The sequence below is a fragment of the Curtobacterium flaccumfaciens pv. betae genome, from assembly GCF_026241855.1.
Taxonomy (GTDB): domain Bacteria; phylum Actinomycetota; class Actinomycetes; order Actinomycetales; family Microbacteriaceae; genus Curtobacterium; species Curtobacterium flaccumfaciens.
In genome coordinates this window covers 3,447,188-3,468,516 of sequence record NZ_JAPJDC010000001.1, presented here as the reverse complement: position 1 = coordinate 3,468,516, position 21,329 = coordinate 3,447,188, and the positions used below count along the sequence as shown (strand labels likewise).

The window sequence follows — 21,329 nt, the reverse complement described above, 5'->3', positions numbered from 1 at the left end:
CGGCAGATCCAGCGCGGGCCGGGAGGCACGGATCACCCCCGCTACGGTGGTCACGTGGACGAGACGGTCGGCTTCCAGGACCCCGACAGCACGGGCGACGTGCGGCTGCGGTTGGACATCGCCTACGACGGGGCGGCGTTCTCCGGGTGGGCCCGGCAGCCGGGGCTCCGGACCGTGCAGGGCGCGCTCGAGACCGCACTCGCCACCGTCTTCACCCGCTGGGGCGAACCGCCGCTGCTCACCGTCGCCGGACGCACCGACGCCGGGGTGCACGCCACGGGGCAGGTCGCACACCTGGACCTGTCGGCGGAGCAGTGGGCAGCGCTCACCGCCAAGCGCGGGACGGGCCGCTCACCGCTCGACGGGCTGCTCAAGCGGGTCAACGGCATCGCGGCACCCGAGGGGGACGTCGTCGTCACCGGTGCCTCGGTGGCACCCGCCGGGTTCGACGCGCGGTTCTCCCCGCTCTGGCGCCGGTACGAATACCGGATCGCGGACGCCGACGCCCCGCGCGATCCACGTCGTCGTGGGCACACGGTCTGGCACGCGGCGCGGCTCGACCCGGCAGCGATGGAGCGCGGTGCGCTGACGTTGCTCGGGCTGCACGACTTCGCGACGTTCTGCAAGCCGCGCGAGGGGGCGACGACCATCCGGACGTTGCAGCAGTTCCGCTGGGACCGCGAGCCGGACGGTGTGCTGGTGGCGCGCCTCCAGGCTGACGCCTTCTGCCACTCGATGGTGCGGGCGATGGTCGGCGCGACCATCGCCGTGGGCGAGGGCCGTTTCGGCCCGGACCGCCTCGAGGAACTGCGCGTCGCCGAGGAGCGCACGAGCGCCTTCAAGACGGCGCCGGCGAAGGGACTGACGCTGACCGAGGTGGGGTACCCGGCGGACGCGGAGCTCGCGGAGCGGGCGGAGCAGACCCGGGCCCGACGGTCGGTGGACGGTACCGTCGAGGGATGAGCCCGCGCGAACCCCGTTCCGTCGTGTCCGTCGCCCCCGGAGTCGTCTTCGTCGAGGGCCCGGTGTCCAACTGGGTGGTGCTGGCGGAGGAGGACGGCGTCGCGCTGATCGACGCCGGGTACCCGGCCGACACTGACCTCGTGCTCGACACCGTGCGCGCCGCCGGACACGACCCCGACGACCTCCGTCGCGTCTACGTGACGCACGGGCACGTCGACCACGTCGGCGGCATCCCCGGGATCCTCGAGCGGCACCCCGACGTCGAGGTGCTCGCCCACGCCGACGAGCTCGCCAACGTGCGCGGACCGGAACGGCAGCAGGTCACGCCGGCGGAGATCGGCGGCCGGCTCGCCAGCCCCCGCGTGCTCGCCTGGCTGGCGCGGGCCATCCGATCCGACGCCCTGCGACCCACCACCGTGCCGTCCGCTCGCGCGTTCACCGGTGCAGACTTCGCAGGTCGGGCGATCTCGCCGTTCCCGGCCGTCGGCCACACCGACGGCTCGACCGCGTACCTGCTGCCCGCGGCGGATGCGATCGTCACGGGCGACGCGGTCGTCAGCCGACACGACACCCAGCCGGGGTCGTGGGCCCCGCGCCCGCGGATGATCACACCGTTCTTCACCGCCGACCAGGACCGCGCGCTCGAGTCGGCACGGGCGCTGCCGTTCCCGGCCCTCGTGCTGCCGGGACACGGACCGGCCGTCCGACGTGTGGGCGGGACCTGGATGCCGATCGGCTGATGCCGCGCGATCGGCTGATGTTGCCGAACGCAATCATTTACCTCGACGCAACCTGAATGTCCCCGCAGGTCGGTAGCGTGCGGGCATGGCCAACACCCTCGGGCGCACTCTGCTGTGCGCCACGGCGGCCGCGACGCTCCTCGCGGCCCCACTCGTCACCGTCACCGCAGCGACCGCGAACCCCGAGGGGACCGGCCTCGTCATCGAGGAGGCCTACCTGAAGGCGGGGAGCAAGGGCGCGTTCTACAACGAGAAGTTCGTCGAGATCGGCAACCCGACCGACGCCGCCGTGTCGCTCGACGGGTGGTCGTTGCAGTACCGGTCCGCGACGGGCGCCGGCACGTTCTCGGCCAGTGCGCTCCAGGGCACCGTGCCGGCAAAGGGCACCTTCCTGGTGTCGATGGCGGGCAACGGCGGGGCCAGCCCGGCTGGCGAGGACCTGCCCGCAGCCGACGACACCGCGACGCTCAACCCGTCGGGCACCACCGGCACGCTCGTGCTGTCCGACGCCACCGCACCCCTGGCGCTCGCCGCCGGACCCGTCGCCACCGGCACCGACGGCGTGGTCGACCTGCTCGGCTACGGCGCCTCGAACACGTTCGAGTCGACCGTGCGCACCGTGACCGGGGACAACTCCGTGCCGAACGGCCTGGTCCGCCAGGGCACCACGGACACCGACGTCAACGGTGCGGACTTCTCGGTGACGACCACGCTCACCCCGCGGAACGCCGCGGGCGAGACCACTGCACCGACCGCGCCCACGGAACCGACCGACCCGGGTGACGGCGGGACCCCCACGCCCGGCACCCCCGCCGAGACGGTGACCATCGCCCAGCTGCAGGGCACCACGGACACCTCGCCGTACGCCGGCAAGAACGTCACGACCGACGGCGTCGTCACCGCGGTCTACGGCACCGGCGGCTTCAACGGCTACACGATCCAGACCCCGGGCACCGGCGGCGCGATCGACCTCGCCGCCCACACCGCGTCCGACGCCGTGTTCGTCTTCTCGTTCGCCACCGCCGGGCTGGTGCGCGAGGGCGACCACGTGCGGGTCACCGGCGCCGTGTCCGAGTACTTCGGCCTGACCGAGCTCACGGTGTCCGGGGCCTCGTCGCTGCAGCAGCTGGACGACAGCGTCGCGGCACCGCAGCCGGCCGCGGTCGCGTTCCCGTCGTCCGACGCCCAGCGCGAGTCGCTCGAGAGCATGCTCGTCGCTCCCCAGGGGGCGTACACCGTCGCCGACAACTACACGACGAACCAGTACGGCGAGGTCGTGCTCGCCAGCGGCACGAAGCGTCTGATCCAGCCGACCGAGGTCGGCCGCCCGGGCAGCGCCGCGGCGAAGGCCGTCGAGGCCGACAACGCTGCGCGCAAGGTCACGCTCGACGACGGTGCGAGCACCAACTTCCTGACCCAGGCGAACCAGGGCATCCCGGTGTCGTGGCTCACCCAGGGCCCGGTCACCGTCGGGGCCGCCGCCACCTTCACCGAGCCGGTCGTCCTGGACTACCGCAACAACGGGTGGAAGTTCCAGCCGACCGCGCCGATCACGGGTGCGACCCCGGCCGCCGAACTGCCGGCGTCGTTCTCGAAGGTGCGCCAGCCGGCCCCGCGGGACGTCGGTGGTGACCTGAAGCTCGCCGGCTTCAACGTCCTCAACTACTTCCCGACCACGGGCGACGAGCTCACCGGCTGCAAGTACTACACGGACCGTGCCGGAGACCCCGTCACGGTGAACTCGGGCTGCGACGCCCGCGGTGCCGCCGAGCAGGACGACTTCCTGCGCCAGCAGGTCAAGATCGTGAAGGCGATCAACGGCCTGGACGCCGACGTCGTCTCGCTCGAGGAGATCGAGAACTCCGTCCGCTTCGGTCAGGACCGTGACGCCGCCGTGGCCACCCTGGTCGACGCGCTCAACGCCGCCACCGGCCAGGACACCTGGGCCTACGCGAAGTCCCCGGCCGTCGTGCCCGCGAGCGAGGACGTCATCCGCCTCGCCCTGATCTACAAGAAGGACCGCGTCGAGCCCGTCGGCGAGTCGACGATCCTGCTCGACGACGCGTTCACGAACGCCCGCCAGCCCGTCGCGGACGCGTTCCGCCCGGTCGGCGGCACCGCGGACGACGACTTCCTGGTGATCGCGAACCACTTCAAGTCGAAGGGCTCCGGCACCGGCGAGAACGCCGACCAGGGCGACGGGCAGGGTGCGTCGAACGCCGACCGTGTCGAGCAGGCGAAGGCCCTGGTGACCTTCTCCACCGACATGCAGGAGCAGTACGGCACCGACAAGGTGTTCATGCTCGGCGACTTCAACGCCTACAGCAAGGAAGACCCGGTGGTGGTCCTCGACGAGGCCGGTTACACCGACCTCGGCCCGGCGCTCGACAGCACCGAGTACTCGTACGTGTTCTCCGGCCTGAGCGGCTCGCTCGACCACGTGTTCGCGTCGGAGGCCGCGCTCGAGACGGTCACCGGCGTGGACATCTGGAACATCAACTCGGTCGAGTCGGTGGGTCTGGAGTACAGCCGCTACAACTACAACGCCACGAACCTGTACAACGACGACGTGTACCGGGCGAGCGACCACGACCCGATCCTGGTCGGCTTCGACCTCGACGCCGCGGGCACCGACCCGGGCACGGACCCGACGCCGGTGCCGGCCCCGACCCCGACGCCGGTGCCGACTCCGGTGCCGCCGGTCGACGGGATCACCCCGCCGGTTGTTCCGGTGGCGCCGTCGGGGTCGCTGTTGACGGAGGCGAGTCGTGGTGGGGTGTCGGCTCCGGCGTCGGCTCGTGCGGGGGAGACGATCACGGTGACGGTGGGCACGGCGTCTGCCGGTGACGCGGTGAACGTGTGGTTGTTCTCGGAGCCGACGTTGATCGGTACCGTGGTGGTGGGTGCTGACGGGACGGTTCGGGTGACGATCCCGGCGGACACGGTGGCTGGTGTGCACCGGTTGGCGGTGACGGCTGCGGACGGGAGTCTGATCGGGTGGACCCCGATCACGATCACCACGGACGGGCAGCTCGCGTTCACGGGTGCCGCAGGGCTCGGTGCCGGTGCGTTGGTGGCGTTCCTGCTGCTCGCGGCGGGTGCGGGTGTGCTGGTGGTGCGTCGCCGACGTCGGACGGTGGCTGCGGAGTAGTCCCCACGCCCCACGGGCGCACTTCGTGAGCAGGAATGGTCGGGTTCGAACAGCGGACCCGACCGTTTCTGCGCACCATGCGCGGTGGGCGCGACCGTGCGGCGGACGGGAGGCGCGGTGCGGGGCCGCCCCGCGCCTCCAGGCCGGCAGCGGGACGCGTTTGACCGACGTACCCCGCGTCGGCTAGGCTCTCACCTTGGTCTGTGCGCCCCGCGCGCGGACAGTCAGATGAGCCCTCCAACCGAGGTGTTCCCCGTGCTTCTGCCCGTGGAACTCCCGACCGGAGTGGGATTCACGGACTCCTCACCTCGACACGAAAGCAGCACTCCTGTGACTCGCACGTTCTCACCGAAGCCGGCAGACGTCCAGCACGACTGGATCGTCATCGACGCCACCGACGTCGTCCTCGGCCGTCTCGCCACCCACGCCGCGGCGCTCCTGCGCGGCAAGCACAAGGCCACCTTCGCCCAGCACATGGACATGGGTGACTTCGTCATCATCGTGAACGCCGACAAGGTCGCCCTGACCGGTTCGAAGCTCGCGAAGAAGGTCTACTACCGTCACTCGGGCTACCCGGGCGGCCTGACGGCGACCTCCTACCCGGAGATGCTCGAGAAGCACCCCACCCGCGCCGTCGAGAAGGCGATCCGCGGCATGCTGCCGAAGAACACCCTCGGCCGCGAGCAGCTCAAGAAGCTGAAGGTCTACGCCGGCGCGGAGCACCCGCACGCCGCGCAGCAGCCCAAGCCGTACATCTTCGACCAGGTCGCACAGTAGTTCCGGCCACGACGACTTCAAGGACACAGAAAACTCATGGCTCAGATCGCTGATTCCCTCGACCAGACCCCGGAGAGCTTCACCACGGAGAGCGCACCCGCCGCTGCCGAGGCTGCTCCCCGTCAGATCCTCAACGTCTCCGGCGGTGCCGTCGGGCGCCGCAAGGAGGCCATCGCGCGCGTCCGGCTCGTCCCGGGCTCCGGCACGTTCGTCGTGAACGGCCGCACGCTCGAGGACTACTTCCCGAACAAGCTGCACCAGCAGCTCATCAACGACCCCTTCAAGGTGCTCGAGCTCCTCGGCTCGTACGACGTCGTCGCCCGCATCACCGGTGGTGGCCCCTCGGGTCAGGCCGGCGCGCTCCGCCTCGCCATCGCCCGCACCCTGAACGAGATCGACCGCGAGAACAACCGCGCGACCCTCAAGAAGGCCGGCTTCCTCACCCGTGACGCCCGCGTCATCGAGCGCAAGAAGGCCGGTCTCAAGAAGGCCCGCAAGGCGTCGCAGTTCTCGAAGCGCTAGTCGTCACCGGCTGAAGATCGCCATGCCGCGTCTGTTCGGTACCGACGGGGTTCGTGGTCTCGCCAACGGCGAGCTGACGGCCGCGCTCGCACTGGGTCTTGCCCAGGCGAGCGCGGCCGTCCTCACACACGGACACCATGCCGACGCCCGCCGGGCGTCGGGTCGACCGCGCCCGCGCGCGGTCCTCGCGCGTGACCCGCGCGTCTCCGGCGAGTTCCTCGGTGCCGCCGTCGCGGCCGGGCTCGCCTCGGCCGGCGTCGACGTGCTCGACGCCGGGGTCATCCCCACCCCCGCCGCAGCGTTCCTCGTCGCGGACATCGACGCCGACTTCGGCGTGATGATCTCCGCATCGCACAACCCCGCTCCCGACAACGGGATCAAGTTCTTCGCCACGGGTGGCCGCAAGCTGCCGGACGAGGTCGAGGACCGCATCGAAGCGGCCATGCACGACCACTCCGCACCCACCCCCACCGGCATCGACGTCGGGCGCATCTCGCGGTTCGCCGACGCCGAGGACCGCTACGTGGTGCACCTGCTCGGCACGCTGCCGCACCGGCTCGACGGCATCCACGTGGTGCTCGACTGCGCCAACGGTGCCGCCGCCGGCGTCTCGCCCGAGGTCTTCGTCAACGCGGGTGCCCGTGTGACGCTCATCGGCGCCGATCCCGACGGCTGGAACATCAACGACGGCGTCGGTTCGACCCACATCGACAACCTCGCCCGCGCGGTGCTCGAGCACGGTGCCGACGTCGGCGTCGCGCACGACGGTGACGCGGACCGTTGCCTGGCCGTCGACGCCGCGGGCAACGCGATCGACGGTGACCAGATCATGGCGATCCTCGCGCTGTCCCTGCAGGAGCGCGGCCGCCTGAAGGACGACACCCTCGTCGCGACGGTCATGTCGAACCTCGGGCTGAAGCGCGCCATGGCCGACGCGGGCATCACCGTGATCGAGGCCGGCGTGGGCGACCGCTACGTGCTCGAGAAGATGACCGAGGGCGACTACTCCATCGGTGGCGAGCAGTCCGGCCACATCATCTTCAACGAGTTCGCCACCACGGGCGACGGCATCCTGACCGGACTGCACCTGGTCGCCGAGATGGCGCGGACGGGGAAGTCGCTGCAGGAGCTCGCCTCGTGCATGACCGTGTTCCCGCAGGTGCTGCTCAACGTCCGGGGCGTTGATCGTCACGGGCTCGCCGACCAGGGTGTGCAGGACGCCATCGCCGCCGCGAGCGAGGCGCTCGGGGACAGCGGCCGTGTGCTGCTCCGTCCGTCGGGCACCGAGCCGGTCGTGCGCGTCATGGTCGAGGCTGCCTCGCAGGACGATGCCCAGCGCATCGCCGAGGAGCTCGCCGCCGTCGTGCAGGACCGCCTGGCGCTCGACGCCGCGTAGGGGTTTCCTCCGCAAGACACCGGTGTTCGCCGGTTGAACACGCGCAGACCGCGGTTCAGCTCGCGAACACCGGTGTTTTGCGCTGCCCTCCGCTTAGATCTTGCGGAGCAGGACCGAGTTCACCTTGTGGTTCGCGCCCTTCTTCAACACCAGGGTGGCGCGGGAGCGCGTGGGCAGCACGTTCTCGATCAGGTTCGGCTCGTTGATCGCCCGCCAGACCTCGGTCGCCGTCCGTACCGCGTCCTCACGCGAGAGCGAGGCGAACCGGTGGAAGAACGAGTCGGGGCTCGAGAACGCCTCTTCCTGCAGCGCGAGGAACCGGTCGACGTACCAGGACTCGATGTCCTTCGTCTTCGCGTCCACGTAGATCGTGAAGTCGAACAGGTCGGACAGCGCGAGCCGCCCGTGCACCGGCGGCGCCAGCACGTTGAGGCCCTCGACGATGAGCACGTCGGGCTGCCGGACGACGATCTCGGCATCGGGCACGATGTCGTAGACCAGGTGCGAGTAGTACGGCGCGCGGACCTCGGTCGCCCCGCTCTTCACCTGGCTCACGAAGCGCAGCAGGGAGCGGCGGTCGTACGACTCCGGGAAGCCCTTCCGGTCCATGATCCCGCGTCGCTCCAGCTCGGCGTTCGGGTACAGGAAGCCGTCGGTCGTCACGAGCTCGACCCGAGGGGTGTCCGGCCAGCGCTTCGTCAGCTCGCGCAGCAGACGGGCGACCGTGGACTTGCCGACCGCGACGGAGCCCGCGACGCCGATGACGAAGGGCGTGCGTCCGGCGCGCTCCCCGAGGAAGCGGCTCGTCTCGGCGTGCAGGTTGCGCGCACCGGCGGCGTAGAGCGTGAGCAGGCGGGACAGGGGCAGGTAGACCTCCTGCACCTCCTGCATGTCCAGCCGGTCGCCGAGACCGCGCAGCTGCACGATCTCGGTCTCGGTGAGCGACAGGTGCTCCTTCGGTGCGAGCTGGGACCACTCGTCACGCGGGATCTCCACGAACGGGGTCGGGTGCGCGACGGCGGTCTCCGAGAACGGCATGGGATCGAGCGTACAGACGGGAGGCCCGGGGCACGTGAGCCGACCGGCTCACGTGCCCCGGGCCTCCCGTCCAGTGCTCGGTGCGCGCCCGCAGGACGCGACGCGTCAGGCGGGCAGGGCCGCCTCGATGGCAGCGACGACCTCGGGGGCGTCCGGCTTCGTGGTGGGACGGAAGCGCGTGACGGTGCCGTCGGGGGCGACGAGGAACTTCTCGAAGTTCCACGCGACCCGGCCGGCCTTGCCGTCGGCGTCCGGGGTCTCCTTGAGGGCCTGGTAGAGCGGGTGCGCGCTCTTGCCGTTGACCTTGACCTTCTCGGACATCGGGAACGTCACACCCCACGTGGTGGAGCAGTACTCGTCGATCGCCTCGGACGAGCCGAGTTCCTGCAGGAACTGGTTGCTCGGGAAGCCCAGCACCGTGAACCCGCGGGGGCCGTACTGCTTCTGCAGGGCCTCGAGCTGCTCGTACTGCGGAGCGAGGCCGCACCGGGAGGCGACGTTCACGACCAGTACGGCCTTGTCGGCGTAGGCGCCGAACGTGGTGTCCTCGCCGTGCAGCGTGGTGATGGCGATGTCGTCGAAGCGTCCCATGGCCGAAACGTTATCCCCACCCCCGGGACTTCGCAGGGTGGGCGTCCAGGCAGACCGTAGGATCGGTTCCATGTGTGGAATCGTCGGCTACGTCGGCAGCAACAGCAGCCAGGACGTCCTCCTCGGTGGCCTCCGTCGCCTCGAGTACCGCGGCTACGACTCGGCGGGCATCGCCGTCGTCGACCCAGCCGGAGACCTCGTGTCGGCCAAGAAGGCCGGCAAGCTCCAGGCCCTGGTCGACGAGCTCGAGTCGTCGCCGATCCCGGACGGCGCGACCGGCATCGGGCACACCCGCTGGGCGACCCACGGTGGCCCGACCGACGGCAACGCCCACCCGCACCTGGCCGACGGCGACAAGCTCGCCCTCATCCACAACGGCATCATCGAGAACTTCTCCGAGCTCCGCGCCGAACTGCAGGCCGAGGGCATCGAGTTCCGCAGCGAGACCGACTCCGAGGTCGCCGCGCACCTGGTCGGACGCGCCTTCCGCGAGACCGGTGACCTGACCGCAGCCATGCAGCAGGCCGTGCAGCGACTCGAGGGGGCCTTCACGCTCCTCGTCGTGCACGCCGACCAGCCCGGAGTCGTCGTCGGTGCCCGTCGCAACTCGCCCCTGGTGGTCGGGCTCGGTGACGGCGAGAACTTCATGGGCTCGGACGTCGCCGCGTTCGTCGCCTACACGCAGCGCGCGCTGTCGATCGGGCAGGACGAGATCGCCACGATCCGCCCCGACGGCGTGGACGTCATCCACTTCGACGGCACCCCGGCCACGCCGAGCGAGTTCGAGGTCAACTGGGACGCCTCCGCCGCCGACAAGGGCGGCTGGAGCTCGTTCATGGCGAAGGAGATCAGCGAGGAGCCCGAGGCCGTCGCGAAGACGATCCTCGGTCGCGTCCACGACGGTGCCGTCACGCTGACCGACCTCGACCCGATCGCCGACCGCCTGGCGACCGTCGACCGCGTCATCGTGATCGCCTGTGGCACCGCCGCCTACGCCGGCATCCTCGGCAAGTACGCCATCGAGCAGTGGGCACGTGTGCCGGTCGAGGTCGAGCTCGCGCACGAGTTCCGGTACCGCGACCCGGTGCTGAACGAGCGCACCCTGGTCGTCTCGATCAGCCAGTCCGGCGAGACCATGGACACGCTGATGGCCGTCAAGTACGCCCGCGAGCAGGGCGCGCAGGTCCTGTCGATCTGCAACACCCAGGGCGCCACGATCCCGCGTGAGTCCGACGCCGTGATCTACACGCACGCCGGACCCGAGGTCGCCGTCGCGTCGACCAAGGCCTTCATCGCCCAGGGCGTCGCGCTCTACCTGCTCGGGCTGCACCTGGCGACGCTGCGCGGCACGCTCACCACCGAGCAGATCGCCGAGCAGGTGGCCGAGCTCGAGGGGCTCGCGCCGAAGCTGCAGCAGACCATCGAGGACGCCGCCGGCATCAAGGACCTGGCCCGCTGGATGGCGGACACCCGGAGCGTGCTGTTCCTCGGCCGCCACGTCGGCTACCCGATCGCACTCGAGGGCGCCCTCAAGCTCAAGGAGCTCGCGTACATCCACGCCGAGGGCTTCGCCGCCGGTGAGCTCAAGCACGGCCCGATCGCCCTGATAGAGCCGGGTCAGATCGTCTTCGTCATCGTGCCGTCGCCGCGCGACCCCCGATCGCTGCACCCGAAGGTCGTCTCGAACATCCAGGAGATCCGCGCCCGCGGCGCCCGGGTGATCGCGATCGCCGAAGAAGGCGACGCCGCGGTGCTGCCCTTCGCCGACGAGGTCCTGCGGATCCCGCTCGCGACCCCGCTGTTCGAGCCGCTGCTCGCCGTGGCACCGCTGCACATGTTCGGCATGGAGCTCGCCGCCGCCAAGGGCCTCGACGTCGACCAGCCACGCAACCTCGCGAAGTCGGTCACCGTCGAGTAGTCGCGACGGTGATCATCGGGATCGGGGTCGACGTGGTCGACCTGGAGCGGTTCGAACGGGTGCTGGAGCGCACACCGGCGATGCGGGCGCGGCTGTTCACGCCGTCCGAGCAGGTCCGTGACGGCGAACCCCGGCCGATCGCGTCCCTCGCCGCACGGTTCGCGGCGAAGGAAGCCCTGATCAAGGCCTTCGGGTCGAGTGCCGGGCTGAGCTGGCAGGACCTCGAGGTCGTGTCCGACGACCAGCGGAACCCGTCGCTCACCCTGCACCAGGGCGCCCGGCAGGTGGCGCACGCGCGTGGCGTGACGAGCGTGCACCTGTCGCTCTCGCATGATGGAGGGATCGCGACCGCGTTCGTGGTCCTGGAAGGAACAGACGTGGTCCTGGAAGGAACGGTCCGGTGAGCGCGTTCACCGGCATCACGGTCGATCGCGGAGCCCTGATCGAGAACTACGCGACCATCGCCGACCGGGTCGCCCCGGCCGGGGTCATCGCGGTGGTCAAGGCGAACGCGTACGGCCACGGGGCCCTCGACGCCGCGCAGGCCTTCGTGGACGCCGGTGCCGAGTGGCTCGGGGTCGCCGACATCGACGAGGCCGTCGCGCTCCGTCAGGGCGGCATCGACGAGGGGGTCCGGATCCTCGCGTGGCTGCACGCCCCCGACGAGGACTTCCGCCGCGCGGCGCAGTTCGACGTCACGCCCGCGGTGTCGAGCGTCGAGCAGCTCTCCGCAGCAGCCGACTCCGACGTCCGCGCCGTGCACCTGTGCGTCGACACCGGCCTCAGCCGCAACGGTGCGGTCGAGTCCGAGTGGGCCGAGCTCTTCGCGACCGCCGGCGCCCTGGCCCGCGGCGGCAACCGCACCCGGGTCGAGGGGCTCATGTCCCACCTGTCGAACGCGTCGCGCACCGACGACCTCGACCAGGACGCCGCGCTGCAGCGGGCGCTGGACGGCCTCGCCGCGAACGGCATCGTGCCGGACGTGGTGCACCTCGCCGCGAGTGCCGCGAGCATCGCCGTTCCGGAGACCCGCCACGACCTGTCCCGCGTCGGACTCGCCCTGTACGGGCTGAGCCCCTTCGACGGTCGCACCTCGGCCGACCTGGGGCTGCGCCCGGCGATGCGGGTCACCGCAGCCGTGCTCCGCACCGTGCCGGTCGCCGCGGGCGACGGCGTCTCCTACGGCTACACCTGGCGCGCCGAGACGGACACCCGTCTCGCCGTGATCGGCCTCGGCTACGCGGACGGCTTCGACCGCGACTTCGGCAACCGGGTCTCGGTGCGGATCGGCGACCGGACGTTCCCGGTGGTCGGACGCGTCGCGATGAACGCCATGCACGTCGACATCGGCGACGCCGACGTGCAGGTCGGCGACGAGGCGGTGCTGTGGGGCGACCCCGCGAACGGCGACCCCGCCGTCGAGGACTGGGCCGACGCCATCGGCACGATCAACTACGAGGTGGTCGCCCGGATCGGCCGCAGCGTGGAACGGAGGACGACGTGAGCTCCGCACCGCTGCGTCAGGCGCGCATCGACCTCGACGCCTACCGTGCCAACCTCGACCGTGTCCGTGAGTGGATGGACCCGGTCGCCGTGATGGCGATCATGAAGGCCGACGCGTACGGGCACGGCCTCGAGCCGATCGCGCTCGCCGCCGTCGACGCCGGCATCCGCTGGATCGGTGTGCTGACGGTGCCCGCGGCCCTGCGCCTGCGCTCGATCGGCGTCGGCGAGGACGTCCACCTGTTCACCTGGCAGCACGACCCCGATCTGGACTTCCGTGACGCCATCGACTCGGCCGTCGACCTCGGCGTCTCGAACGTCGCCGAGCTGCAGCGCATCGTCGACGCCGTCGACCAGCGCCCGGCCCGGGTACACCTCGGCGTCGACTCCGGCCTGCACCGCGACGGCGCGACCCCGGCGGACTGGCCGGCGCTCGTCGAGCTCGCCCGGGACGCCCAGCGGAACGGCCGCATCGAGGTGGTCGCCGCGTACACGCACCTGGCCGAGGCGTCCGACCACGAGGACAGCGCCGCGGTCGCCGTGTTCGACGCCGCGATCGAGATCGCCGAGGACCTGGGGCTCGACGTCCCGATGGAGCACGTCGCCGCGTCGCTCGCGGGGTTGGAGCGCAAGGAGTTCCGCAAGGACATGGTCCGGATGGGCGCGAACCTGTTCGGCATCCCCGGAGCCGACGGCGTCTCGGCGGCCGACCTCGGACTCGAGCCGGTGATGACCCTGACCGCGTCGGTCGCGAAGACGAAGCGCGTCCCCGTCGACACCGGCGTCTCCTACGACTACACGTACCGCACCGCGACCGAGACGACCCTGGCCCTCGTGCCCGTCGGGTACGCCGACGGGGTCCCGCGTCTGGCGCAGGGCCGCATCGAGGTCGCGATCCGCGGCAAGCGCTACCCGATCGCTGGCCGCGTCGCGATGGACCAGTTCCTGGTGGACGTCGGCGAGGACGACGTGCAGACCGGCGACACCGTCGTGCTGTTCGGCACCGGCGAGCACGACGAGATGACCGTGCTCGAGTGGGGCGCGGCGCTCGAGACCATCGGCGAGGAGATCGTCTGCCGGATCGGCAGCCGTGTGCCCCGGTTCTACGAGGGCCACGACATCGAGGGACGGGTCGGGGAGTACCTGCGGGGCGAGCGGCCGTGACCGGGTCGCCGCACGTCCTGCTCGACACCTCCGTCGACGGCACCGAGGCGATGGGGGAGCTCGGGGCCCGGTTGGCCGCGGTGCTGCGCGCCGGGGACCTCGTCGTGCTGACCGGACCACTCGGTGCCGGCAAGACGACCCTGACGCGCGGGCTCGGCGCCGCACTCGGTGCACGCGGCCAGGTGTCCAGCCCGACCTTCGTCCTCGCCCGGACGCACCCGACGACCGCCGGACCCGACCTGGTGCACGTCGACGCCTACCGCCTGTCCGACCCGGTCGAGCTCGACGACCTCGACCTCGACTGGGACGCCGCGATCGTCGTCGTCGAGTGGGGCCGCGGCATGGTCGACGGCATCAGCGACAGCGTGCTCGACGTCGAGATCACCCGTGCCACCGGTGCCGACGAGGCCGACCGTGACACCGACGACACCGACCCGGACGACGTCCCCGACGAACCCCGCCGCGTCGTCGTCACCGCCACCGGCCCGCGCTGGGAAGGCGTGGCTCTGTAACCGAACCGACCGAAACTCACAGCTCCGCGCTTTCCTTGTGTCCATCACGGAGAGTTCGTAGGGCGAGCCCAAGGCATCTGCGCTATTGTAACCATATGCGAAGTGACTGGACTCACCGTTGACTGCCCAGTTCCGAAACCCGCCACTCCTGGAACTGATTGCAGAGTTGCGTTGGGACTTTTTCCCCGATCAGCAAGCGACGACCTCTTCCGATGGGGTTTTTCGTATTCAAATTGCACCCGGTGTGGACGATAGCTCCTTTGATTCCTTTCGAGAAGCCCTGCAGCGCAATCTTGCATTCACCTACACGGAGCGACTAATCCCCTTCGGGCAGCCACCAGCACCGGGTCAGCCGGTGTTGCGAATGACGCGTGCCGCGCGAGATATGGTTGTTCAGGTGGGCGTCGGGGTGTTATTCATCCACGCGCTACCCCCTTACAGTTCCTGGGAGAGTTTCTCGCCGGAGGTCGGCAAGGTCATCGAGATTCTGCTCGCTCAGATGGGGCCGACACACGGTTTTAGTGCTGCGAGCCTTAGATATCTCGATGCTTTCGGGGATAGATTCCTCGATGGGGCGGCTCCTGCAGAGTTTGCCAGCGAAGTGTTGGGCTACCGCATTGACTTCCCCGAGGCGGTACAGTCTGAGCGCAACAAAGAAGTTCCGGCGCACATTGCGGTGAACTATGGATTTGTCACCACTGAGGGGCTGCAGGCCCAGATTTCGCTCTCGGAAGGCGTGGTCAACAATCAACCGTCGTTGATAACAGACACTGTTGTGAGCGCGGTCAGCACCGTAGAAGGCTCCGCTGAGGCCGTAATGCAGCATTTCGAGGACGCGCATTCGGTCATTCACAATATCTTTATAGGATCGACTAAGTCGATCACTCAGATGATGGGGCCGGTGGGTGTCGATGAATAAAAGTACTTCTGCAGTCGAGTCCTATCCGACTCGCGCCAATGCCACTACCCACAGTCCGTCACTCGCCGCTAGCACCTTTTTTAGTTCGGCGTCGAATCTCGCGGTGGGGGCAATAGCTCAGTCGATGACGGCTGCTGTTACTACCTTAAGTGCGGTTATTGCCGGAGCCGCGCAATCGTTTAATGGGATCGTATCTGGTCAATATATGGAGTCCGCCCGACGCGAGCGAAACCTGCGGTGGGTGCAAGAATTTCTGGATATCGCTGGTCTTGCTGACGGCTGGAATGGGGCTCATAGTCTCGCTCCGTCGCCTAAAGTTCTTGACAATGTGCTCCGAGTCATTGCGAGTGCGCAGCGGGGTGGTGGCGACTTCACGCTGACCCCAAATGATAGTGGCACGGTGTCGATTGAGTGGGAAAGCTCCGGCGGCTACGCGCTTTTGGAAATCGGCCTGCTTCAGTATGCATTGACAATTGATGACGTCAACGGAATGCCGGTCTTCGAGAATGGATTGTATTCAGAGCTGAATGTCGATCGCGCCCTCGCCCGCATCGATACGAATATCTTCCGAACTGTAAAGTTCGCTCAGAGTGACTCGATGCTTTCGCCTTCGCTCATGACGTCCATCAAGCCCACGTTCTATGCCCGAGTTGCATGACAATATTGAGCCCGGCATTGAGCTGCCTGAGGCACGTTCAAGTGTGGCTTCCGGCGTTGATGGCGATGAGTTACCTATGGATGTGGGTTCGAACGAATACATCGAGCGGGCGGTGGCGAAAGGTCACGTAACGGCCGTCGGAAGCATCAAGTGGCAGGCGCTCAAGCTCTCAAAAGGTGAGGAAGGCGCGTCGGTTATTCGTCTGATAATCGGTGCGGATCAAACCAAGCTCACAGCGAAAGGCGTGAAGAATCGCTATTGTGGCCTTGCGGAGGCATCCGTCGGCAAGCTTCGCGATGCGCATTTAGAAGTCGTCGATCGAAGACGGTCCGGCGAGTACCGTGGTCATGCGGAAATTGAATTTCGCTCGTGGCCTCTACCTTTCGAGCCTTATGAGCCGCAAGTTGCCGGGGAGGGAAATCTCGAGGAGATCAACTACTACAAGAGCCACGTTAAGCTTTTCACCTATTTCCCAGACCCCAATCCTGAAGGCGGTCAGTGGACAGGTGCGCGACTAGGCGAGAGCTAGACTGGGTGGGAAATGATCGCGTTTATCCCTACGATGGACGGGTGCTGCTCGCGATCGACACCTCCGCCGGGACCTCCGTCGCCGTCGTCGACCCGGCCACCGGCCAGGCCCTCGCGACCCGCGACACCGAGGACAGCCGCCGGCATGCCGAGGTGATCGGCCCGTTCCTCGCCGAGACCCTCGCCGAGGCCGGCATCACCGGAGCCGACGTCACCGGCGTCGTCGCCGGCATGGGCCCCGGCCCCTTCACCGGCCTGCGCGTCGGCATCGCCGCCGCCCGCACCTTCGCCGCAGCCCGCGGCGTCCCCGTCCTGCCCCTCGTCAGCCACGACGCCGTCGCCCTCGACCAGCGCGACTCGGGGATCGCCGGGCCGTTCGTCGTCCTCACGGACGCCCGCCGCCGCGAGGTCTACTGGAGCGCCTACGACGCCGACGGCGTCCGCGTGGCCGGCCCCGGACTCGCCAAGCCCGCCGATCTCGACGACGCGATCCGCGCCTCCCGGCCCGAAGCGGTGGGCTGGGACCGAGTGACGGTCGCGTCCATCCCGGCCTGGAGGCTCGGCTCGCTCGCCGCGGACCGGCTCGCGTCCGGTGCGGCGTTCGACCAGGACACGCCCCTGTACCTGCGCGACCCCGACGTCACGGTGCCGGGTGCGCCGAAGCGGGTGAAGCAGTGACCCTGCCGGACGGGCTCCGCCTGCGGCGAGCACACCCGCAGGACCTCGACGACATCATGTGGCTCGAGCACGTCTCGTTCCCGACGGACGCCTGGTCGGCGTCGCAGATGTCCGGCGAGCTGTACTCACCGCACGGGTACTACGTCGTGATCGAGACGGCCGACGACACCTCTGCCCCGCTGGTCGTCGGGTACGCCGGGCTCTCGTCGCTCGCGGGGAACCCGGTGGCCGACGTGCAGACCATCGCCGTCGCCGCGGCCCAGCGCGGCAAGGGGCTCGGGAGGGTCCTGTTCACGGAGCTGCTCGACGAGGCGCGGCGCCGCGGTGTGCGCGAGGTGTTCCTCGAGGTGCGCGCGGACAACCCCGTGGCGCAGGCGATGTACACGGCGTTCGGGTTCGAGCACATCGCGACCCGACCGCGCTACTACCAACCGGACGGCGTCGACGCCTGGGTGATGCGGGCAGAGCTGCCCGGCCCGGACGCCGAGCGGTCGTCGGGCGTCGGACCCATCGGACAGGAGGCCCTCGGTGAGCGCGACTGAACCACTGGTGCTCGGCATCGAGACGAGTTGCGACGAGACGGGCGTCGGCATCGTGCGGGGGAGCACCCTGCTGGCGAACGTGATCGCCTCGAGCATGGACGAGCACGCGCGCTACGGCGGAGTCGTGCCCGAGGTCGCCGCACGGGCCCACCTGGAGGCGATGACCCCGACGCTGCACGAGGCGCTCGACCGTGCCGGCGTCACCCTCGACGAACTCGACGCCGTCGCGGTGACCGCCGGGCCGGGCCTGGCGGGAGCGCTCATGGTCGGAGTGGGGGCCGCGAAGGCGCTCGCCGTGGCCACCGGCAAGCCCCTGTACGGCGTGAACCACCTGGTCGGGCACGTCGGCGCCGACGTGCTGCGCGAGGACGGCAGCGAGATCGAGCTGCCGACGATCGCGCTGCTGGTCTCCGGCGGTCACACGTCACTGCTGCTGGTGCGGGACCTGGTCGGCGACGTCGAACTGCTCGGCGAGACGATCGACGACGCGGCGGGCGAGGCGTTCGACAAGGTCGCGCGGCTGCTCGGACTGCCCTACCCCGGCGGCCCGCAGATCGACCGAGCCGCGGCCGACGGCGACCCCACGGCCATCCGGTTCCCCCGGGGACTGACGCTGCCGAAGGACATGGCCGCGCACCGGTACGACTTCTCGTTCTCGGGGCTCAAGACCGCCGTCGCACGGTGGGTCGAGCGCTGCCGCGACGAGGGCCGCGAGGTGCCGGTGGCCGACGTCGCCGCGAGCTTCCGCGAGGCCGTCGTCGACGTCCTGCTGACCAAGGCCCTGAACGCGTGCCGCGACACCGGGGTCGACCGGCTGCTGCTCGGCGGTGGGGTCGTCGCGAACGCCCGACTGCGACAGGTCGCCGAGGAGCGCTGCGCGGCCGCTGGCGTGCGGCTCCGGATCCCGCCGTTCGACCTGTGCACCGACAACGGCGCGATGATCGCCGCCGTCGGCGCCCGACTCGTGGCCGAGGGGCACGCTCCGAGCGACCTCGGCATCGCCGCGGACTCGACCCTGCCGGTGACGACCGTCCAGGTCTGACCCGGTCTGACCCGGTCTGACCAGCTCTGATCAGGTCTGGCCGGCCCCACCCGGTCGGTCGTCGGGAGCCTGTGGGAGGATTCACACGGGCGTCGGAGAGACCGGACGCCCGAGAGGGGTGGACGGTGTCCGATCAGAACGAGTGGCCGAAGCCGGGCGAGACGCCGAACGGCCCAGCGAACGGACAGCCCGACGGCTCGCCGGCCCCGGACGCCCCGCAGGCCCCCGACGCTCCGCAGGCGCCGTCGGCCCCGGAAGCGCCCCAGAACCCGTACGGCCAGCAGCAGGACCCGTACGCGGCCCCGCAGCAGCAGAACCCGTACGGCCAGCCGCAGCAGCCCCAGAACCCCTACGGCCAGCAGCAGCAGTCGAACCCGTACGGCCAGCAGCAGCAGAACCCGTACGCGGCCCCGCAGCAGTCGAACCCGTACGCGCAGCAGCAGGACCCGTACGCGGCCCCGCAGCAGCAGAACGCCTACGGCGCCCCGCAGAACCCGTACGGCCAGCAGCAGAACCCGTACGCGCAGCCGCAGCAGCAGCCCTACGCGTCGAACCCGTACACGTACCAGCCCTACGCGCAGCGCCCGAAGACGAACGTCCTGTCGATCCTGTCGATCGTCTTCGCGTTCGGCGGCATCATCATCTGGCCGATCATCATCCTGACGAGCCCGGCCGGCGCGATCATGGGCCACATCGCCCTCGGCAAGATCAAGCAGACCGGCGAGGGTGGCCGCGGCCTCGCGCTCGCCGGCATCATCGGTGGCTGGATCCTGACGGGCCTGTTCATCCTGATCGTCGCCCTGGTGTGGATCTCGATCGCGAACGCGTCGGACTACTCGGACTACTCCGACTACAGCTCGAACTCCGGCGCCTTCGTCAGCTGACGCAGCCCCCGCGCAACGGGCACCACGAGCGGCCCCCGGCCGTCAGCCGACCGTGTCGGTGAGCCGCTCGCACAGGATCGCCGTGTGGCGTCCCTCCAGGCGGGTGAGCACGAGTGTGACGCGGCCCGATCCGCGCAACCGCAGCCGTTTGCGGAACTGCGCCGGATCGACGTCGACGCCGCGCTTCTTGATCTCGACGGTGCCGATGCCGTCGGCAGCGAGCCGCGCGGCCAGTCGCTTGACGTCGAGCGGCATCGTGTCGAGCACCCGGAAGCCCTGCGCGAAGGGGGTCGAGGCGGCGCGGTCGGACGTGACGTAGGCGATGCCGTCGGACAGCATGTGCCCGTCGAGGCCCCGTGCGAGGTCGCCGATCAGCCGTGCGCGGATCACGGCGCCGTCGGGCTCGTACAGGTAGGCGCCGAGCGGTCCGACCTCGGCGTCGTCGGCGTCGGCCGCTCCGGTCATCTCGGCGATGCCGTGTGCACCGATGACGGTGGCGGCGCGGCGGATCCCGGGGCGGGCGAGGGGGCCGAACCACAGGGCGAGCTCCACGACCTCGCGGTCGACGGAGGTCCACTGCGCCTCGGCGGTGTCCGGGATCAGGTCGCGGTCGATGCCCGGACCGAGCTTCACGCCGGTCGGCGTCGTCGTGGCCGCGGCGAACACGGTGTCGAGCGACGGCGACCAGTCGTCCGGGTCGGCGAGGCGGCGGGTGTCCGAGTGGCCGGAGGTGCGGCGTGCGGGGTCCATCCACACGCCGTCCACCGAGGACAGGTCGAAGGACGCGGCATCACCGAGTTCCACCCGCGCGTTCGGCCAGACCGCCAGGTTGTGGGTCGCGACGGCCGCCGTCACCTCGTCGCGGTCGACGGCGGTGACGTCGAGGTCGAGCGCCGCCATCGCCATGGCGTCCCCGCCGATGCCGCAACCGAGGTCGGCGACACGGGTCAGCCCGGCCGCGGCGAAGCGTCCTGCGTGCTGGGCCGCGACCTGCAGCCGGGTGGCCTGCTCGAGCCCGGCCTCGGTGAAGAGCATGCGGGAGGCGAAGTCGCCGAACTTGCCGCGGGCCTTCAGCCGCAGCTTCGCCTGGGTCAGCACCGCGGCGACCAGTCGGGGATCGTGGCCCTCGGCGCGCAGCCGGGACACCACGCGGACGATCTCGCCGCCGTCGGAGACGCCCGGGGTACGGTCGAGCAGGGCCATCCCGTCGGGGGTCAGCAGTGCGGTGAGTTCGGCGGCGTCCATGCGTCGATCCTCGCAGGTGCTGCGTGTTCTCCGGATGTGCTGGCACTCGGATTGACCGAGTGCCAGAGGCCCCCTAGAGTTGGCGTTGGCACTCTCCTGTGCGAAGTGCCAACCCGGTTTTCATCTGTACCGAGTCCGTACCGAGAAAGAAGAGGTCACCGTGGCCGTCAGCATCAAGCCGCTCGAGGATCGCATCGTCATCCGCCAGGTCGAGGCGGAGCAGACCACCGCTTCCGGTCTGGTCATCCCCGACACCGCGAAGGAGAAGCCCCAGGAGGGCGAGGTCGTCGCCGTGGGTCCGGGTCGCATCGACGACAACGGCAACCGCGTCCCGCTCGACGTCGCCGTGGGTGACAAGGTCATCTACTCCAAGTACGGCGGAACCGAGGTCAAGTACTCGGGCGAGGACCTGCTGGTCCTGTCGGCCCGCGACGTCCTCGCGGTCATCGTTCACTGAGTCGAGTACTCACCTCGGACGCCCCGTCCGGCCTTCGGGCCGACGGGGCGTCCGTGCGTCCGGGGCGTTCACCCCGGTGCTCCGGTCCTGACCAGCCCGCC

General features: G+C 69.8%; 22 protein-coding genes. 19 read left to right on the top strand and 3 right to left on the bottom strand.

The window, feature by feature from the left end:
• The first annotated feature begins 54 nt into the window (after positions 1-54).
• The 6 genes from truA to glmM all read left to right on the top strand — a co-directional run bounded on the left by truA (position 55) and on the right by glmM (position 7,549).
• Positions 55-963 carry a tRNA pseudouridine(38-40) synthase TruA gene (truA, locus tag ORG17_RS16270; protein WP_081827412.1) on the top strand — a complete coding sequence of 303 codons (909 nt, stop codon included), beginning with the start codon at positions 55-57 and terminating at the stop codon, positions 961-963.
• Positions 960-1,703: an MBL fold metallo-hydrolase gene (locus ORG17_RS16265; RefSeq protein ID WP_214526127.1), complete on the top strand. Its 744-nt coding sequence runs from the start codon at positions 960-962 to the stop codon at positions 1,701-1,703. Before truA ends, ORG17_RS16265 begins: the two co-directional genes overlap by 4 nt.
• Before the next feature lie 85 nt (positions 1,704-1,788).
• Positions 1,789-4,854 (top strand): ExeM/NucH family extracellular endonuclease, encoded by a 3,066-nt coding sequence (locus ORG17_RS16260; RefSeq protein ID WP_214526128.1) that lies wholly within the window; start codon positions 1,789-1,791, stop codon positions 4,852-4,854.
• A gap of 330 nt (positions 4,855-5,184) precedes the next feature.
• Positions 5,185-5,631, top strand: a complete 447-nt coding sequence (gene rplM, locus ORG17_RS16255; RefSeq protein ID WP_027466717.1) for a 50S ribosomal protein L13 — start codon at positions 5,185-5,187, stop codon at positions 5,629-5,631.
• A 36-nt stretch (positions 5,632-5,667) separates the two neighbouring features.
• Positions 5,668-6,153 carry a 30S ribosomal protein S9 gene (gene rpsI, locus ORG17_RS16250; protein WP_027466716.1) on the top strand — a complete coding sequence of 162 codons (486 nt, stop codon included), beginning with the start codon at positions 5,668-5,670 and terminating at the stop codon, positions 6,151-6,153.
• Between the two features lie 22 nt (positions 6,154-6,175).
• Positions 6,176-7,549: a phosphoglucosamine mutase gene (gene glmM / locus ORG17_RS16245; RefSeq protein WP_214526129.1), complete on the top strand. Its 1,374-nt coding sequence runs from the start codon at positions 6,176-6,178 to the stop codon at positions 7,547-7,549.
• A gap of 93 nt (positions 7,550-7,642) precedes the next feature.
• On the opposite strand, the gene coaA is transcribed toward glmM, so the two are convergent.
• Both coaA and ORG17_RS16235 read right to left on the bottom strand, forming a co-directional pair.
• Positions 7,643-8,587, bottom strand: coding sequence for a type I pantothenate kinase (gene coaA, locus ORG17_RS16240; protein WP_027466714.1), 945 nt, complete (start codon positions 8,585-8,587; stop codon positions 7,643-7,645).
• 105 nt (positions 8,588-8,692) lie between these two features.
• Entirely contained in the window at positions 8,693-9,178 is a 486-nt protein-coding gene (locus ORG17_RS16235; RefSeq protein ID WP_071245463.1) for a glutathione peroxidase, read from the bottom strand.
• A 70-nt stretch (positions 9,179-9,248) separates the two neighbouring features.
• On the opposite strand from ORG17_RS16235, the gene glmS reads away from it, so the two are divergent.
• The 12 genes from glmS to ORG17_RS18415 all read left to right on the top strand — a co-directional run bounded on the left by glmS (position 9,249) and on the right by ORG17_RS18415 (position 19,526).
• Complete coding sequence (gene glmS, locus ORG17_RS16230; RefSeq protein ID WP_071245461.1) at positions 9,249-11,096, top strand: glutamine--fructose-6-phosphate transaminase (isomerizing); 1,848 nt, start codon at positions 9,249-9,251, stop codon at positions 11,094-11,096.
• 8 nt (positions 11,097-11,104) lie between these two features.
• Positions 11,105-11,500: a holo-ACP synthase gene (locus ORG17_RS16225; protein ID WP_214526130.1), complete on the top strand. Its 396-nt coding sequence runs from the start codon at positions 11,105-11,107 to the stop codon at positions 11,498-11,500.
• On the top strand, positions 11,497-12,600 hold the full coding sequence (gene alr, locus ORG17_RS16220; protein WP_071406148.1) for an alanine racemase: 1,104 nt from the start codon (positions 11,497-11,499) through the stop codon (positions 12,598-12,600). The genes ORG17_RS16225 and alr (ORG17_RS16220) overlap by 4 nt, the downstream gene beginning before the upstream one ends.
• Complete coding sequence (gene alr / locus ORG17_RS16215; protein ID WP_173032762.1) at positions 12,597-13,763, top strand: alanine racemase; 1,167 nt, start codon at positions 12,597-12,599, stop codon at positions 13,761-13,763. The genes alr (ORG17_RS16220) and alr (ORG17_RS16215) overlap by 4 nt, the downstream gene beginning before the upstream one ends.
• A complete protein-coding gene (gene tsaE, locus ORG17_RS16210) occupies positions 13,760-14,275 on the top strand; it encodes a tRNA (adenosine(37)-N6)-threonylcarbamoyltransferase complex ATPase subunit type 1 TsaE (RefSeq protein ID WP_214526131.1) in 516 nt (171 codons plus the stop codon). Before alr (ORG17_RS16215) ends, tsaE begins: the two co-directional genes overlap by 4 nt.
• Before the next feature lie 118 nt (positions 14,276-14,393).
• The gene (locus tag ORG17_RS16205) at positions 14,394-15,194 is read left to right on the top strand and encodes a TIGR04255 family protein (protein WP_214526132.1); all 801 of its coding nucleotides are present in this window, start codon (positions 14,394-14,396) and stop codon (positions 15,192-15,194) included.
• The gene (locus ORG17_RS16200) at positions 15,181-15,852 is read left to right on the top strand and encodes a hypothetical protein (protein ID WP_214526133.1); all 672 of its coding nucleotides are present in this window, start codon (positions 15,181-15,183) and stop codon (positions 15,850-15,852) included. The genes ORG17_RS16205 and ORG17_RS16200 overlap by 14 nt, the downstream gene beginning before the upstream one ends.
• On the top strand, positions 15,836-16,381 hold the full coding sequence (locus tag ORG17_RS16195) for a hypothetical protein (RefSeq protein ID WP_214526134.1): 546 nt from the start codon (positions 15,836-15,838) through the stop codon (positions 16,379-16,381). Before ORG17_RS16200 ends, ORG17_RS16195 begins: the two co-directional genes overlap by 17 nt.
• 41 nt (positions 16,382-16,422) lie before the next feature.
• Positions 16,423-17,058, top strand: coding sequence for a tRNA (adenosine(37)-N6)-threonylcarbamoyltransferase complex dimerization subunit type 1 TsaB (tsaB, locus tag ORG17_RS16190; RefSeq protein WP_111056667.1), 636 nt, complete (start codon positions 16,423-16,425; stop codon positions 17,056-17,058).
• Positions 17,055-17,600 (top strand): ribosomal protein S18-alanine N-acetyltransferase, encoded by a 546-nt coding sequence (rimI, locus tag ORG17_RS16185; protein ID WP_214526135.1) that lies wholly within the window; start codon positions 17,055-17,057, stop codon positions 17,598-17,600. Before tsaB ends, rimI begins: the two co-directional genes overlap by 4 nt.
• Positions 17,587-18,642: a tRNA (adenosine(37)-N6)-threonylcarbamoyltransferase complex transferase subunit TsaD gene (gene tsaD / locus ORG17_RS16180; protein WP_111191886.1), complete on the top strand. Its 1,056-nt coding sequence runs from the start codon at positions 17,587-17,589 to the stop codon at positions 18,640-18,642. Before rimI ends, tsaD begins: the two co-directional genes overlap by 14 nt.
• A gap of 125 nt (positions 18,643-18,767) precedes the next feature.
• Entirely contained in the window at positions 18,768-19,526 is a 759-nt protein-coding gene (locus ORG17_RS18415; protein WP_214526136.1) for a DUF4190 domain-containing protein, read from the top strand.
• A gap of 42 nt (positions 19,527-19,568) precedes the next feature.
• Here the strand turns inward: ORG17_RS18415 and ORG17_RS16170 are convergent, their stop codons facing one another.
• Positions 19,569-20,771, bottom strand: coding sequence for a class I SAM-dependent methyltransferase (locus tag ORG17_RS16170; RefSeq protein WP_071245445.1), 1,203 nt, complete (start codon positions 20,769-20,771; stop codon positions 19,569-19,571).
• 160 nt (positions 20,772-20,931) lie between these two features.
• Here ORG17_RS16170 and groES point away from each other — a divergent pair, with 160 nt between their 5' ends.
• Positions 20,932-21,228 (top strand): co-chaperone GroES, encoded by a 297-nt coding sequence (groES, locus tag ORG17_RS16165; protein ID WP_017885484.1) that lies wholly within the window; start codon positions 20,932-20,934, stop codon positions 21,226-21,228.
• Positions 21,229-21,329 lie beyond the last annotated feature (101 nt).

Coding starts and splice junctions, on each gene's coding strand:
- ORG17_RS16265 (WP_214526127.1), top strand. CDS start 960: ATGAGCCCGCGCGAACCCCGTTCCGTCGTGTCCGTCGCCCCCGGAGTC.
- ORG17_RS16260 (WP_214526128.1), top strand. CDS start 1,789: ATGGCCAACACCCTCGGGCGCACTCTGCTGTGCGCCACGGCGGCCGCG.
- rpsI (WP_027466716.1), top strand. CDS start 5,668: ATGGCTCAGATCGCTGATTCCCTCGACCAGACCCCGGAGAGCTTCACC.
- glmM (WP_214526129.1), top strand. CDS start 6,176: ATGCCGCGTCTGTTCGGTACCGACGGGGTTCGTGGTCTCGCCAACGGC.
- coaA (WP_027466714.1), bottom strand. CDS start 8,587: ATGCCGTTCTCGGAGACCGCCGTCGCGCACCCGACCCCGTTCGTGGAG.
- ORG17_RS16235 (WP_071245463.1), bottom strand. CDS start 9,178: ATGGGACGCTTCGACGACATCGCCATCACCACGCTGCACGGCGAGGAC.
- glmS (WP_071245461.1), top strand. CDS start 9,249: ATGTGTGGAATCGTCGGCTACGTCGGCAGCAACAGCAGCCAGGACGTC.
- ORG17_RS16195 (WP_214526134.1), top strand. CDS start 15,836: ATGCCCGAGTTGCATGACAATATTGAGCCCGGCATTGAGCTGCCTGAG.
- ORG17_RS16170 (WP_071245445.1), bottom strand. CDS start 20,771: ATGGACGCCGCCGAACTCACCGCACTGCTGACCCCCGACGGGATGGCC.